The 13,882-nt window shown below is 69.0% G+C and carries 15 protein-coding genes; 5 read left to right on the top strand and 10 right to left on the bottom strand.

The window, feature by feature from the left end; translation table 11 throughout:
- Nucleotides 1-85 precede the first annotated feature (85 nt).
- Entirely contained in the window at nt 86-1,354 is a 1,269-nt protein-coding gene (locus tag AC1RRR_RS13985; protein WP_492813946.1) for an MFS transporter, read from the top strand.
- On the opposite strand, the gene AC1RRR_RS13980 is transcribed toward AC1RRR_RS13985, so the two are convergent.
- Nucleotides 1,355-1,834 (bottom strand): GNAT family N-acetyltransferase, encoded by a 480-nt coding sequence (locus AC1RRR_RS13980; protein ID WP_492813945.1) that lies wholly within the window; start codon nt 1,832-1,834, stop codon nt 1,355-1,357.
- Between AC1RRR_RS13980 and AC1RRR_RS13975 the strand changes: the two genes are divergently transcribed.
- Nucleotides 1,776-2,189, top strand: coding sequence for a TfoX/Sxy family protein (locus tag AC1RRR_RS13975; RefSeq protein ID WP_492813943.1), 414 nt, complete (start codon nt 1,776-1,778; stop codon nt 2,187-2,189). The two genes, AC1RRR_RS13980 and AC1RRR_RS13975, sit on opposite strands and share 59 nt — an antisense overlap.
- Here AC1RRR_RS13975 and AC1RRR_RS13970 read toward each other — a convergent pair.
- From AC1RRR_RS13970 to AC1RRR_RS13940, 7 genes are read right to left on the bottom strand one after another with little or no spacing between them, the layout of a single operon-like run.
- Nucleotides 2,186-3,055 carry an SDR family oxidoreductase gene (locus tag AC1RRR_RS13970; protein WP_492813941.1) on the bottom strand — a complete coding sequence of 290 codons (870 nt, stop codon included), beginning with the start codon at nt 3,053-3,055 and terminating at the stop codon, nt 2,186-2,188. The genes AC1RRR_RS13975 and AC1RRR_RS13970 overlap by 4 nt on opposite strands.
- Entirely contained in the window at nt 3,052-3,567 is a 516-nt protein-coding gene (locus AC1RRR_RS13965; RefSeq protein WP_492813940.1) for a hypothetical protein, read from the bottom strand. Before AC1RRR_RS13965 ends, AC1RRR_RS13970 begins: the two co-directional genes overlap by 4 nt.
- A complete protein-coding gene (locus tag AC1RRR_RS13960; RefSeq protein WP_492813938.1) occupies nt 3,567-4,538 on the bottom strand; it encodes an SDR family NAD(P)-dependent oxidoreductase in 972 nt (323 codons plus the stop codon). The genes AC1RRR_RS13965 and AC1RRR_RS13960 overlap by 1 nt, the downstream gene beginning before the upstream one ends.
- 35 nt (nt 4,539-4,573) lie before the next feature.
- Nucleotides 4,574-4,990, bottom strand: a complete 417-nt coding sequence (locus AC1RRR_RS13955) for a DUF3995 domain-containing protein (protein WP_492813937.1) — start codon at nt 4,988-4,990, stop codon at nt 4,574-4,576.
- Between the two features lie 3 nt (nt 4,991-4,993).
- Nucleotides 4,994-5,764, bottom strand: a complete 771-nt coding sequence (locus AC1RRR_RS13950; RefSeq protein ID WP_492813936.1) for an enoyl-CoA hydratase-related protein — start codon at nt 5,762-5,764, stop codon at nt 4,994-4,996.
- Complete coding sequence (locus tag AC1RRR_RS13945) at nt 5,761-6,204, bottom strand: MarR family winged helix-turn-helix transcriptional regulator (RefSeq protein WP_492813934.1); 444 nt, start codon at nt 6,202-6,204, stop codon at nt 5,761-5,763. The genes AC1RRR_RS13950 and AC1RRR_RS13945 overlap by 4 nt, the downstream gene beginning before the upstream one ends.
- A gap of 45 nt (nt 6,205-6,249) precedes the next feature.
- Entirely contained in the window at nt 6,250-7,347 is a 1,098-nt protein-coding gene (locus AC1RRR_RS13940) for an MBL fold metallo-hydrolase (protein ID WP_492813932.1), read from the bottom strand.
- Nucleotides 7,348-7,510: 163 nt separating this feature from the next.
- Between AC1RRR_RS13940 and AC1RRR_RS13935 the strand changes: the two genes are divergently transcribed.
- Nucleotides 7,511-8,863 carry a hypothetical protein gene (locus AC1RRR_RS13935; protein WP_492813930.1) on the top strand — a complete coding sequence of 451 codons (1,353 nt, stop codon included), beginning with the start codon at nt 7,511-7,513 and terminating at the stop codon, nt 8,861-8,863.
- An 88-nt stretch (nt 8,864-8,951) separates the two neighbouring features.
- The gene (locus AC1RRR_RS13930; protein ID WP_492813928.1) at nt 8,952-9,737 is read left to right on the top strand and encodes an SGNH/GDSL hydrolase family protein; all 786 of its coding nucleotides are present in this window, start codon (nt 8,952-8,954) and stop codon (nt 9,735-9,737) included.
- On the opposite strand, the gene AC1RRR_RS13925 is transcribed toward AC1RRR_RS13930, so the two are convergent.
- The gene (locus AC1RRR_RS13925; RefSeq protein WP_492813927.1) at nt 9,734-11,272 is read right to left on the bottom strand and encodes an acetolactate synthase large subunit; all 1,539 of its coding nucleotides are present in this window, start codon (nt 11,270-11,272) and stop codon (nt 9,734-9,736) included. The two genes, AC1RRR_RS13930 and AC1RRR_RS13925, sit on opposite strands and share 4 nt — an antisense overlap.
- Nucleotides 11,273-11,388: 116 nt before the next feature.
- Here AC1RRR_RS13925 and AC1RRR_RS13920 point away from each other — a divergent pair, with 116 nt between their 5' ends.
- Complete coding sequence (locus tag AC1RRR_RS13920; protein WP_492813925.1) at nt 11,389-12,030, top strand: lysoplasmalogenase family protein; 642 nt, start codon at nt 11,389-11,391, stop codon at nt 12,028-12,030.
- Here AC1RRR_RS13920 and AC1RRR_RS13915 read toward each other — a convergent pair.
- Nucleotides 12,017-13,807, bottom strand: a complete 1,791-nt coding sequence (locus AC1RRR_RS13915; protein ID WP_492813923.1) for a feruloyl-CoA synthase — start codon at nt 13,805-13,807, stop codon at nt 12,017-12,019. The two genes, AC1RRR_RS13920 and AC1RRR_RS13915, sit on opposite strands and share 14 nt — an antisense overlap.
- Nucleotides 13,808-13,882: the final 75 nt, after the last annotated feature.

The following is a 13,882-nucleotide window of genomic DNA, read 5'->3' as shown; positions in this document are numbered from 1 at the left end:
CCCAAAAGATGCGCGCGCTGTAGGGCCAAGGCTTTCTCAGGTCAATAACGTTGCGGTGCGACAGCTTGGCCCTATGTTCGGCGCCATGTCCGACCCAGCGTCCCCGGCCGCAGAGCCCGTTCCCGACACCTCTACCCGCGCCCTGTTGCGGGAGCGTGACTTCCTGCTGTTCTGGGTGGCGCGTTTCGTCTCCACCCTGGGCGTGCAGATCCAGTCGGTCGCCTTGGGCTGGCAGGTGTACGCCATCGCCCGCCTGACCCACTCGGTCGGCGAGTCGGCCTTCATGGTCAGCATGATCGGCCTGGCGCAGTTCGTGCCGCTGTTCCTGCTGACCCTGGTCGCCGGCGAGAATGCCGACCGCCGGACCCGCAAGCTGATCGTCGCGACCACCCTGGCCCTGGACGCCGTCAGCGCCGGCGTGCTGCTGACCCTGGCCCTGATGGGCTCGCACCAGCTGTGGCCGATCTTCGCGATCTCGGTGCTGTTCGGGGCCAGCCGCGCCTTCCTGTCGCCCGCCAGCAGCGCCATGGGGCCGATGCTGGTGCCGCGCCCGCTGCTGCCGCGCGCCATCGCCTGGAACTCGCTGTCGTGGCAGGGCGGCTCGATCGCCGGCCCGGCCCTGGGCGGCCTGCTGCTGATCCACTCGCCGGCCCTGGCCTTCGGGACCTCGCTGGTCCTCTACCTGGTCGCCGCCCTGCTGGCGCTGTCGATCCGCCGCAACACCAAGCCCGAGACCCAGCCCGGCTCGCGCGTCGACCTGATCAAGGAAGGCCTGGCCTATGTCTGGAACAACAAGATCGTCTTCGGCTCGATCTCGCTGGATTTGTTCGCGGTGATCCTGGGCGGGGCCACGGCCCTGCTGCCGGTGTTCGCCAAGGACGTGCTGCATATCGGGCCCGGCGGCTTCGGCCTGCTGCGCGCGGCCCCGGCCATCGGCGCCTCGCTGGTCGGCGTCTACCTGGCCAGCCAGCCGATCCGTCGCCATGCGGGTCTGATCATGTTCGCGGGTGTCGCGGTCTTCGGCCTGGCCACGGTGGTGTTTGGCCTCTCCAAGCTGGTCTGGCTGTCGGTGGCCGCCCTGGCCGTGCTGGGCGGCGCCGACATGCTCAGCGTCTATGTCCGCCAGACCCTGGTCCAGATCGTCACGCCGGACCACATGCGCGGGCGAGTCGCCGCCGTCTCGGGCGTGTTCATCAGCGCCTCCAACGAGCTGGGCGAGGTCGAGAGCGGGGCGGCGGCCTGGCTGCTGGGTCCGATCGGGGCTGCGGTCTTTGGCGGCGTCGGGGCCATGGCGGTCACCGCCGCCTGGGCCTGGCTGTTCCCCGACCTGCGCAAGGCAGACCGGTTGGAGTAGCTAGACGCCCGCCAGCTTGCGGATCCCATCGCCCGTCAGGCGGCGGATCAGCCACTCGTCCATCGTGGCCGCCCCCAGGCTGTCATAGAAGGCGATCGACGGGGCATTCCAGTCCAGCACCGACCATTCGAAGCGCCCCAGCCCCTCGGCGACGCAGCGCCGGGCCAGATTGACCAGCAGCGCCTTGCCGGCGCCCGAGCCCCGCGCCGATGGCCGCACGAACAGGTCTTCCAGCCAGATCCCGTGCCGGCCGACGAAGGTTGAGTAGTTGTAGAACCACAGCGAGAACCCGACCGGCTGACCGTCCAGCTCGGCGATGTCGGCGAACGCGCGCGGATTGTCGCCGAACAGGGCGGCGGCCGTATCAGCCTCGCTGGCCGTCACCGTGTCGAGCAGCTTTTCATAGTCCGCCAGATCGAGGATGAACTGGTGGATCAAAGCGGCGTCTGCGGGCGTGGCGGTGCGGACGGAAACAGGCATGGCGGTCTCTGCGGACTATCGGGACTTCGTTCTGGAGCAACTGGCCCCGCTGGGCCACATCACCTCGCGCTCCATGTTCGGCGGAGTCGGCGTCTATGCGAACGGCCTGTTCTTCGCGCTGATCGACGACGACACCCTGTACCTCAAGGGCGACGAGACCCTGAGGAGCGAGTTCGAGGCCGCCGGCTCGCACGCCTTCGCGCCGTTCGGTCACGACAAGCCGATGGCCTACTGGACCGCTCCGGCCGAGGCGTTGGACGACCAGGACATCCTGCTGGAATGGTCGAGGAAGTCGCTGGAGGTCGCGGCCCAATCAAGCGCGAAGAAGGCAGCGACCTCCAAGAAGAAGCGCTAGCCGATCTTCACCCCCGGCGGCGGCTCGCTGCTCTCGGGCACGAAGAAGTCCGGCATCAGGGTCGCGGCCGGATCGACCTTGTACTGGTCGTAATCCCGCACGCCCTCGCCGTACAGGAAGGTGTCGTCGATCAGGAACTGGCCGGTCAGCTCGCGCGACGGCTTGTTGAAGATCGCATAGGCCGCGTCGGCCATGATCTCTGGCGTGCGGCAGTGGCGCAGGCCCTCCTCGCCGGTCAGGGCGAACTGGATGGCGGCGGTGGCGATGCCGGTGCGGGGCCACAGGGCGTTGAAGGCGATCCCGTCGCTCTTGAACTCCTCGGCCATGCCCAACACGCACATCGACATGCCGAACTTGGCCATGGTGTAGGCCACGTGCGAGCCGAACCAGCGCGGCGACATGTCTAGCGGCGGCGACAGCATCAGGACGTGCGGATTGGCCGACTTCTTCAGGTACGGGATGCAGGTCTTGGAGGTCAGGAACGTGCCGCGCGTATTGATCTGATGCATCAGGTCGTAGCGCTTCATGTCGGTCGACAGCGTGCCGGTCAGCGAGATGGCCGAGGCGTTGTTCACGCAGATGTCGATCCCGCCAAACTGGGCGACGGCCTTCTCGACCGCCTCCTGGACATTGGCCTCCTCGCGCACGTCGACCACCAGCGGCAGGGCCTGGCCGCCGGCCGCCTCGATCTCCTTGGCGGCGGTGTAGATGGTGCCCGGCAGCTTGGGATGGGCCTCGGCCGTCTTGGCGGCGATGACGATATTGGCCCCGTCGCGGGCGGCGCGAAGGGCGATGGCCAGGCCGATGCCGCGCGAGGCGCCGGTGACGAAGAGGGTCTTGCCCCCAAGGGGACCAGTTTGGCTCATGAGCGTGCTTCCCGAGTTCGGACGAGGTCGATGCCGGCGATGATGAAGCCCACGATGAAGCTCATCTTGGCCACGTGCGCGATCGGACCCTGATCCTTCAGCGCCAGCCCCGCAAGGCCGATGACGAGCGCCGCGATCCAGAGCCCGGCGGAGATGCGGAACGCCTTGGCTCGCAGCAGGTCGATGGCCCAGACCACCATGCCGATCGACCAGACGCTGGAGGCGATCATGTACGAAGCCTCGCCGAAGATCTTGGCCGACGAGGTCCGCACCAGCATCACGCCCAGCAGGCCCAGCACGAAGCCGATCAGGCCCAGGGCGCTCGCGCTCCGCCGGCTGGCCGACCAAACGCCCAGCATGCCGATCATCAGCAGGAGGTCGATGAGCACGTAAACGAGGTGCGGCTGCGGATCGACCAGGCGCGGATAGATCAGGAACGGCGCGACGACATCGATGGCCGACCCGACGATCGTGGCGACGCCGGCCAGGCGCAGGACAGTCCGGTTGTCCATCAGGCGCCGGCTCCGACCGTTTTCACCGACAGGTCCCATAGGCGGTCGGCCGCTTCGGGGTCGAGAGCATGGGGCATGACACCGTTCCAAGGGCGCTCCTGGCTCCACGGGACCGCCTGGTTGCAGTCCTCCAGATAGAGCCCGCCGACGCCGTCCAGCTCGTCACCGACCGCGGCCCAAACACTGGTCGCCGCGCCCTGCTCGGTGCTCTTGAAGCCCTCGCGCGGCTTGTCGTTCTCGTCCAACCAGCCCATGGCCCGCTGTTCCTCGATCGACATGTGCCGCTGCAACGGGGTCATGATGCCGCCGGGCATGACGGCGTTGGCGTTGACGCCCTGGTCCTTGAAGCGTTTGTCGAAGCCGACCGCGAACAGGCTGTTGGCGGTCTTGGCCTGGCCGTAGGCTTCCCACTTGTCGTAGTCGCGATGCTCGTAGTTCGGGTCGTCGAAGTTCACCCCCGCCCGGCGGTGGCCGATCGACGACAGCGACACCAGCCGCGAGCGCTTACCGGACGCCTTGGCGCCGGCGACCAGGTTCGGGGCCAGCAGCACCGACAGCAGGAAGTGGCCCAGGTGATTGGTCCCGAACTGCATCTCGAAGCCGTCGGCCGTGCGCATCAGAGGACTGGCCATGACGCCGGCATTGTTGATCAGCAGGTCGACGGGCCGGTCGCCCCAGACGTTGGCGAAGTGGCGGATCGACGCCAGGCTGGCCAGATCGACCATGCCGAAGCTGGCGCGCTTAGAGCCCGCCTCTTCGTTGATCGCGTTGGCGACTTCCTCGCCCAGGTCCGGCTTGCGGGCGGCGATGATCACCTCCGCGCCGGCCAGGGCCAGGGCCCGCGCCGTCTCGACGCCGATGCCGGTGGCCGCGCCGGTGACGATGGCCGTCCGCCCCGACAGGTCATGGCCCGCGACGACCTCGCGCGCCGTCGATTTCGCCCCGAAGGGCGAGGTGATGCGATCGCTCATGATGTTCCTCCCTCGTATTCTTGTTGTCTGGAACGCTACATCTGGATGGCGCAAATCCCCAGGGCGATCGCCAGGCACAGCGGCCCATAGGCGCGGCGGTTGAGGCGCCAGAACGGCGTGCCCTCGGCATAGCGGAAGATGGACGGGACATAGGTCGCCAGGCCTCGGCCGGCGAACACCAGGAACAGACCCCAGCGCGCGGCCTGCAGCCACGGCTCGAACGGCGTCGGCGGCAAGGCGCTGGCCAAAACGAAACCGCCGCCGATCGCGAGCGCCAGGGCGACCGCCGCGCTGGCGACCAGGCTCGGCGCCTTCATGCCGCGCGTCCGGCCCACGACATGCTCGACCATCGAAGCCTCGTCGTGGCCGGGCCAGCGTCCGCCAAAGCCCCAATAGAGGTGCACGGCCGCCAGCAGGAACAGGACGCCGGCGACCAGCCCGGCCAGCAGCACGGCCTAGCCGACCTTGGAGAAGTCGGGAGCCCGCCGCTCCATGAAGGCCATGAAGGCCTCGCGGGCTTCGGCGGTCTTGAGGCGTTCGCCAAACAGCGCGCCTTCGGTGTCCATCAGCTCGGCGATCTTCTCGGCGTCGCGCATCAGGCGCTTGGTCGTGGTCAGGGCGCCCAGCGGGCGGGTGGCCAGCTGGTCGGCGGCGGCGCGGGCGCGGGCCCGCAGGTCAGCCAGCTCGGCCGAGCCGTTGGCGATTCCCCAGGCCACGGCGGTGCCGCCGTCGATCGCCTCGCCCAGGGCGAACATGGCGTAGGCGCGGGCATGGCCGATACGGGCCGGCAGCAGCCAGCTGGAGGCGGCTTCCGGCACCAGGGCCAGGTTGACGAACGGCACGGTCAGGCGCGCGTCGGGCGTGACGTAGACCAGGTCGCAGTGCAGCAGCATGGTCGTGCCCACGCCCACGGCCTGGCCATGGACGGCGGCGACCAGCGGCCGGGTGGCATTGGCCAGGGCCTTCAGGAAGCGGATCACGTGGCGCTCGCCGGTGGCCGCGCCCGTGGCCTGGGCGGCGAAGTCCTGCAGGTCGTTGCCGGCCGTGAAGCTGTCGCCGTCGGCCTGGAAGATCACGACCCGCACGGCCGGATCCTTCTCGGCGGCCTCCAGGCTGTCGGCCAGCACGCCGTACATGTCGTTGGACAGGGCGTTCTTCTTTTCCGGACGCGCCAGGGTCAGCGTCATCACGCCGGCGTCGATCTCGACCTTAACGTGGTCCGTCATTGGTGATCTCCCTTGGGGAACTTGGTCTGCAGACTGGAGAGCCAGCGCGCGACGACGCCGATCTCCTCGTCCGTGAAGCCTTCGGTCAGGTGGGCGTTGATGCCGTCCAGGCCAGCCTTGGCCGCCTCGCGGGCGGCGCGGCCCTTGTCGGTCAGATGCAGGCGCATGGCGCGGCCGTCCTTGGGATCGGCGCGGCGTTCGACCAGCTCGGCCTTGGTCATGCGGTCGATCAGGCCGGTCATGGCCGAGGGGGCCAGGTCCAGGGCGTCGGCGGCCTCGCCGATCAGCGCCCCGTCCTGTTCGCCGAGATAGAACAGCACCCCCGACTGCGCGGCGGTGGTGACGCCCTTGGCCGCCATCTTGCCCTCGATCCAGCGCTGCACGCGCCGATGGCCGGCGTTGAGCAGGAAGATCAGGCGGCGGTCGGCGGGCACGGGCATGCGCGCCAGATTATGTTTCGTATGCGAAATGTCAAACGGGCGTTTTTAGGCGGCGCTTGAATTTGCCGAATACCAGCCCACGCCCTCGTCATCGACGGTGCGCTGGATCCGCCCTCGCCCGATCAGGCAGTTGAGGTGCGCCAGCGCCTCGCCCGTGGCCATCCCCAGCAGGTCCGGCCCGATCGGCCGCGCGAACAGGGTGCCGAACGTGTCGACCACCCGCTTGGGCTCGGCCAGCTTCTTTTCCAGGCGCGAGAGGCCCCGCTCGTGGCCCGAGATCAAGCCGTCGATCCGGGTGTGCAATCCCTCGAATGGATCGTTGTGAGCCGGCAGCACGATCACCTCGTCGGGCACCGCCGCCTTGACCTTGGCCAGCGACCGCAGCCAGTCGCTCAAGGGATCGGCGTCGGGCTCGGTCGGGAACACCGAGACGTTGGACGAGATGCGCGGCAGCACCTGGTCGCCCGAGATCAGCACGTTGAGCTCGGGGCACCACAGGCAGGCGTGGTCGGGCGAGTGCCCCTGCCCCGTCACCACCCGCCAGGTCCTGCCGCCGATGTCGAAATCCTCGCCGTCGCTGAGGCGGCGATAGCTGTCGGGCAGGGCGTAGATCGCCTTGCCGAAGCCGCCGAAGCGGGCCTTGTAGTTTTCGATGGCGTCCTCGTCCCAGCCGGCGGCGTGGAAGAACTTCACCCCGTCCTCGGGCGCCGCGCGGCCAGTGTCGGCCACCAGCATCCGGCACTGGAAATATTCCAGGCGGGTCATCCACAGCCGGCAGTCGAACTTGCGGGTCATCCAGCCGGCCAGGCCGACATGGTCGGGATGCAGGTGGGTGCAGATCACCCGCGTGACCGGCTTGCCGCCCAAGGCGTCGGCGAAGGCCGCGCGCCAGGCCTGGCTGGTCTCCTTGGTCTGGACGCCGGTGTCGACCACCGCCCAGCCTTCCCCGTCGGCAATAGCCCAGACATTGATGAACTGCAGCGAGCCGCCCAACGGCATGCGCAGCCACAGGACGCCCGGCGCGACCTCGACCGCCTGGCCCGAGCCCTGCTCCGGCGCGGTCTCGAACGGATAGACCAGGCGGCCCTTCCGGGGCTCCTGAGTCTCTTCGGCCGTCTCGCTCTCTTCGAATCCGTCGCGCATCGCGTTCCCTTCAGACGCCGTTCAACCGGCGCTCGTCCTTGATTTGACCCATTTTTTGCCTCCGAACCCAGTCATCATCATGCCCAGGTCGGACGGTATCTTGACCCCTAGTACCGGCACGCGCTTATGTCCGCGCGAGGAATCCACCCAGGAGACATTTCCCATGAAGCGTTTCGCGATCGGCCTGACGGCCGCCCTCGCGGTCGCCATTCTGACCCCTGCAGTCGTTATTTCGGCGCAGAAGGAAGAGAAGGGCAAGCCCGCCGCTGTCGACGCGAAATCGCGTGAAGCGGGCATGAAGGACGCCCCGGCCCTGATCCAGGCCACCGGCGCTGGCTGCACGGTTTCGGACGCCCGCTTCATCGGCGAGGACAAGAAGGCCGGCTCCAAGTACTACGAAGTCGCCTGTAACGAAGGCATGGGCTTCGCGCTGATCGCCAAGAAGGACGTCGCGCCGCAGATCTATACCTGCCTGGAATCGAGCCAACCGGGTCCGGACGGCAAGACCGGCGGCCTGGCCTGCGTGCTGCCCGGCAACGCCAACCCCGGCGCGGGCCTGGCCCCGTTCGTCAAGAAGGGCGGCGCGACCTGCGACATCGAAAACACCCGCGCCATCGGCTCGGGCGCCAAGAACTCGTACTTCGAAGTCGCCTGTAAGGGCGGCGCCGGCTACATCGTCCAGACGGTCTCGCCGCTGAACATCAACGGCGAAGTCACGGTGAACAGCTGCCTGCTGTACGAAGAAGGCGGCAATGTCAGCTGCAAGCTCACCAACCGTGAGACCCAGCTGGCCGTCGTCAACACGCTGAACACCGGCGCCGCGGCCGCGGGTACTGCTTGCGCCGTCAAGGACAAGCGCTACGTCCTCAGCACCAAGACCGACAACTATTTCGAAGTCTCGTGCCAGGACGGCAAGGGCTACATGTACCAGCAGACGGCGGCTTCGGGCGCCTTCGCTCGGGCCATCCCCTGCGCCCAGGCCGGCTTCGTCGGCGGCGGCTGCACCATGACCGACGCGGTCGCGGCGCAGACCGAACAGGCCGGCTTCTACAGCAAGCTGGCGACCAAGGCCGGTTTCCCCTGCGACGTCGAAAAGTACGGCATGCTGCCGAGCCAAGACCCGAAGAAGGAAATCGTCGAGCTGAAGTGCAAGAACAGCGAAGTCGGCGGCATCGCCGTCTTCACCGCCACCGGCGGCACGGTGTTCGACTGCCTGACGGCCGAGTTCAACGGCTATCGCTGCAGCTTCACCAAGAAGGACACGCAGTTCGCGCGTCTGAGCCAGGACCTGGTCGGCTTCAACAAGGCCTCGTGCAAGGTCTCGGACGCCCGCGTGATCGGCTCGACCGAAACTGAAGGCTTCGTCGAAGTCGCCTGCTCGGACGGTCTGCCGGGCTGGGTGCTGGGCTATCCGACCGGTGTCGCCAAGCCGGCCGCCAAGGAGTTCCTCTCCTGCGTCCAGGCCAAGGGCATCGGCGGCGGCTGCAAGCTGCCGACCAACAAGGTCAAGAGCTGATCCCAGCCTAGAGCTTGAATGAAGAGGCCCGCCCGGAGCGTTCCGGGCGGGCTTTCTTTTTGACCGAAGGGCTGGCTAGGCTCTCGTCATGCTCCGCGCCCTGACCCTCGCCTTCGCCCTCATCGCCTCGACGGCTCATGCCGGTGAGCGCTACGTCTCTATGGGCAGCTCCTATGCCGCCGGCCTGGGGATCGCGCCTTATCAGGATGGCGCTCCGGCCCGGTGTGCGCGGTCGACGCGGAACTACGCCCAGCAGCTGGCGGCCAAGCGCGGCCTGACGCTGGTCGATGTCGGCTGCAGCGGGGCCAAGACCTCGGCGATCCTCCAGCCGTGGGGCGAACTGCCGGCCCAGATCGACGCGGTGACGCCCGACACGGCCCTGGTCACGGTGACCATCGGCGGCAACGACATCGGCCTGGTCGGCGGGCTCTACGGCGCCTCGTGCCGCAAGCTCGGCGAAGCCAATTGCGCGCCAGCGACGACGCCCGGCGAAGCGGACTATGCGGCGTTGAAAACCGCCATGACCGACATGGTCGCGGCGATCCGGCAGCGGGCGCCGAAGGCCAAGATCGTGCTGGTCGAATATCCGACGATCTTGCCGCCGCAAGGCGCCTGCGCCGCCACGCCGCTGAGCGATGCGGACGCCGACGCGGCGCGGGCCAAGGCCGCGCGGCTGTCGGCCATCACCCGCGAAGCCGCCACGTCGGGTAGCGCCACGGTGATCACCACCGACGACTTCAGCCGAGGTCATGACGCCTGCGCGGCTCAGCCCTGGATGAACGACTACCCGGCGCCGGGCGCCGCGCCCTATCACCCGAACCTGGCGGCCATGACCGCCATCGCCCAGGCGCTGGACGCCGCCCTGCCCCGCTAGAGCGCCGCCTCGATCAAACGCGGACCGGGCGTCGCCATGGCGCGGGCGAAGGCGTCATCGAAGGCCTGCGCCGTCTCAGCGCGCTCGGCGGTCATGCCCATGCCCTGGGCCACCTGAACCCAGTCGATGCGCGGATCACCCAGGTCGAGCAGCCGCGAAGCCGCAGGTCCGGGGTTGCCGGCGCCGGTGCGGCCCAGCTCGATGCCCAGGATGCGGTAGGCGTGGTTGGCGAAGACCACGACGGTGACGTCCAACTGCTCGCGGACGATCGTCCACAGGCCCTGCACCGTGTACATGCCCGCGCCGTCGCCGGTCAGGGCCAGCACCTTGCGGTCCGGGCAGGCCACGGCCGCGCCCAGCGCCAGCGGGATGCCCTGGCCGATCGCGCCGCCGGTCAGCGACAGCCACTCGTGAGCGCGGGCGGCCTTGGTCTGGGTGAAGATCGGCAGGCCGGCGGTCACCGCGTCGTCCGAAATCACCGAGCCCGTCGGCATGTGCTTGGCGATCGAGGCGCCGATGGCCCAGGCGTCGAACCGCCCGGCCGGCGCCTCGGGCGCGGCATAGGTCTCGACCGGTCCGGAGGCCGGCGCGCCGACCGCGTCGGCCAGGGCGTTCAGCGCCGCCGCCGCATCGACCTCGCGACCGCACAGGGTCTCGACCGAGCAGTGCTCGGGCACAAGCACGCTGGGCCTGTCGGGATAGGCGAAGAACGCCACCGGCCGGGCGGTCGAGACCAGAATCATCAGATCGACGCCGTCCAGGTCCTTGAGGGCCTGCTCGGCGAAATAGGGCAGCTTGTCGGGCCGGAAGCGGCCTTCGCCGCGCGCCTGGCGGGCGGTGAAGGTGTCGGTCAGCACGCGCACGCCATGCGCCGCCAAGCGGCCGGCGGCGGCCAGGGCGGCCTCGCCACACGCGCCCGAGCCCAGCAGCAGCACGGGTTTCTTGGCGAAGGACAGCGCCTTGCGCACACTCTCGATGGCGGCCTTGTCGGGCTTGGCGAAGGCGGGCGGCGTCACCACCGGCCCCTTCACGGTCGCCTCGTTCCAGGCCGCGTCGGCCGGAAGGACCAGACAGGCGTTGCCGCCGGGCGTCCCGTAGCTGGCGACGATGGCCTCGGCGGTCAGTGGCCCGACGCTATCGGCGCTCTCGGCCGACTTGACCCACAGCGAGTTGGGCGCGGCCAGGGCGGCGATGTCGCTGTTCAGCGGGGCGTCGAAACCACGGTGATAGGTGGCGTGGTCGCCGATGACATTGACCACCGGCGTGTACGCTCTCCGGGCGTTGTGCAGGTTGGCCGCGCCATTGGCGTAGCCGGGGCCCAGATGCAGCAGGGTGCAGGCGGGCTTGCCGGCCATGCGGCCATAACCGTCGGCAGCCCCGGTCGCCACGCCCTCGAACAGGCACAGCACCGAGCGCATGCGCGGCTCGCGATCCAGGGCCGAGACGAACTGCATCTCGCTGGTGCCGGGATTGGCGAAGCAGGCGGTAACCCCGTTGTCGGCCAGGGTGGTGATCAGGGCGTCCGCGCCGTTCATGCCGTCCTCCACTTTTATGCCTCCTGTCTCCGACATTTCGGCAAGGCCGCCAACCCGGTTGCGCTGCCGATGGCAGCTATTGCAGTCTGGTCGACAAAATGGGGGGAAAACTTGCCATGAAGGCCATGAGCCCGGCCGCGCGCTGGACGCTGGTCGCGTCCGTCATCGCCGGCGTCAGCTATGTCGCGACCTGGGTCGTCGAGCTGCCGCCGCTGGTCGAGACCGCCTGGAAGGGCGCTGGTGTCGCGCTGCTGGCGTTGCACGCGGCGTTGCGAGCCCGCAGCCTGGACGGCTGGTTGCTGGTGGCGGCCATGGCTCTGGGCGCGGCCGGTGACGTCTTATTGGAGACCCACGGCCTGACGGTCGGGGCCATCGCCTTCCTGCTGGGGCACCTCGTCGCCAGCGGTCTTTATCTGCGCCATCGGCGAAGCGCCGCCCTGGCGCCGCTGGTCCTGATCCCGGCGGTCACGGCCATCGCCTGGATGCTGCCCGCCGACCGCGCCGCCGCGCCGAGCATCGCCCTCTACAGCGTCTTCCTGTCGGTGATGGCCGCCACGGCCCTGGGCAGCCACTTCCCGCACAAGAGCGTCGGGCGCGGGGCGCTGATGTTCGTGCTGTCGGACCTGCTGATCTTCGCCCGCCTGGGTCCGCTGCCGGACAATCTGGCGACCGGGCTGGCGGTGTGGGGTCTGTACTATTTCGGCCAGATGCTGATCTGCGTCGGCGTCGCGCGTACGCTGCAGTCTAGAACCGCATGACCCCGGCATCCGGCGCTTCCGCGAACAGCCGCGCCAGCTCTTTCGGCCGCCGATCCCTGGCCAGGGCCTGGTTGATATAGCCCTTGTCGGTCAGCTCGCCGCTGGCCGCGTCGGGCGCGCCGTCCAAGATCAAGGCGCGCGCGATCTTGCCGCCACCGCCCTTGGCCGCCGCGTTCATGCGTGAGAGGCCTTCGAAGATCTGGGCACGGACGACGTCCGTGTCCCCGAGCCGCTCGCAGGCCTTAGCGTCCAGGAACAGCATCAGGCCAACCCCGTCCTGCCCCTCGCCGCAGACCACCGCGTCCGAGACCACACCGCCGATCGCCGACACCGCCGCCACCCGCAAGGCCCCGGCCGCGACGAAGGTCCCGCTGGCCAGCTTGAAGTTCTCCACCAGCCGACCGTCGAACACGAGGCCGGCCGCCGGGTCCTCGGGATCGGCCAGCCGCGCGGCGTCGCCCAGGCGGTAGAAGCCATCCTCGTCGAAGGCCTGCGCCGTGGCTTCCGGTTGGTCGAGATACCCGGGCGAGACCTGCGGCCCCTTGACCCGGATCTCGAACTTGCCGCCGTCGCCAGCGGGCACGAGCTTCACGGCGGTCCCCGGCGTCGGCAGGCCGACCATGCCCGAGCGCGCATTCAGCCAGTGGATGTTGCAGGCCGTCGGCCCGGTCTCGGTCGCGCCATAGCCGGCCGCGAAGGTGATCCGCTCACCGACGGTGCGCACCGCCACGGCCTGGACGCGGTCCAGGATCGACTGGGCCATCGAGGCGCCGCCGTACTGGATCACCCGGACCTTCTCGAAGAACTTGGTCGCCAGGGCCTCGTCGCGCTCCAGCTCGCCGACGAACAGCCCCCAGCCGGCCGGGACCATGTTGTGATAGGTTGTCGCCACCTCTGAGAGGTTGCGGACGGTCTCGGCGAATTTGCCGGGCACGGGCTGGCCGGCGTCGATGTACAATGTCCCGCCTCGGTGCAGCACCATGTGCAGGATGGCGTTGGCCCCCAGGCTATGGCTCCAGGGCGCGGAATTGACCAGCACCGGCGGCTCGGGGTCGGCATAGCAGCCTTGGATCTGGGCGGCGTTCAGCGCGATGTTGGCGTGGGTGCAGACCACCGCCTTGGGGCGTCCCGTCGAGCCGGAGGTCAGCAGCAGCTTGGCGACGTCTTCCGGATGGGCGACGGGCTCGACCGGCTGGCTCTTGAGCAACTCATCAAACGCCACGTCGCCGGGACGCGCGTTGCGGCTCACCACGACCGGCAGGCCGGCCAGGAACGGCGCGGCCAGGGCGTCGCCGAAGGCCTCGGCGTCGTCGGCATAGACGGCGGCGGGCTTCAGGCGCTCGACGGCGTGCTGCAGGCGGGTGAGGTCCGCGCCCTTCAGCCCGTACTGCGGCGACACCGGCGCGGCCGGCGCGCCCAGGCTCATGGCGGCGTAGGCGATCAGGGCGTGGTCGATCCCGTTGCGCGCCAGGATCAGCAGCGGTTGGCCGCGCGAGAGACCCAGTTGCGCGAGACCGCCGGCCAGCGTCGCCACCCGCTCCTTGGCCTGGGCATAGGTCACTGTCCGCCAGCCTTCGCCATCGCGTTCAGCCAGCCAGACCCTATCCGCCGCCTCGATCGCCCAGCGCGCCAGCGGCTGGGTCGTGGTCTGGACCGCGTCCGAATAGGGCATGGGATTGCGCAGGATCAGCGTCTCGCCGTGGCGCTCGACCTCCAGCGCGCGGGGCGCATAGCGAGCGTCGCGGAAGGGGGCGGTGTTGAGGGCTGATCCGTCCATGGCCTGTTATGCGCCCCCCTCGACATTTTTTCCAAGACCTGTCGAATTCCACCGAACCCGCGCGTCTCTCAGGTC

The sequence above is a fragment of the Caulobacter sp. GW821-FHT12D05 genome (assembly GCF_058807295.1).
Note: the sequence above shows the minus strand (reverse complement) of the source record. Positions and strands in the feature narration are given on the sequence as shown.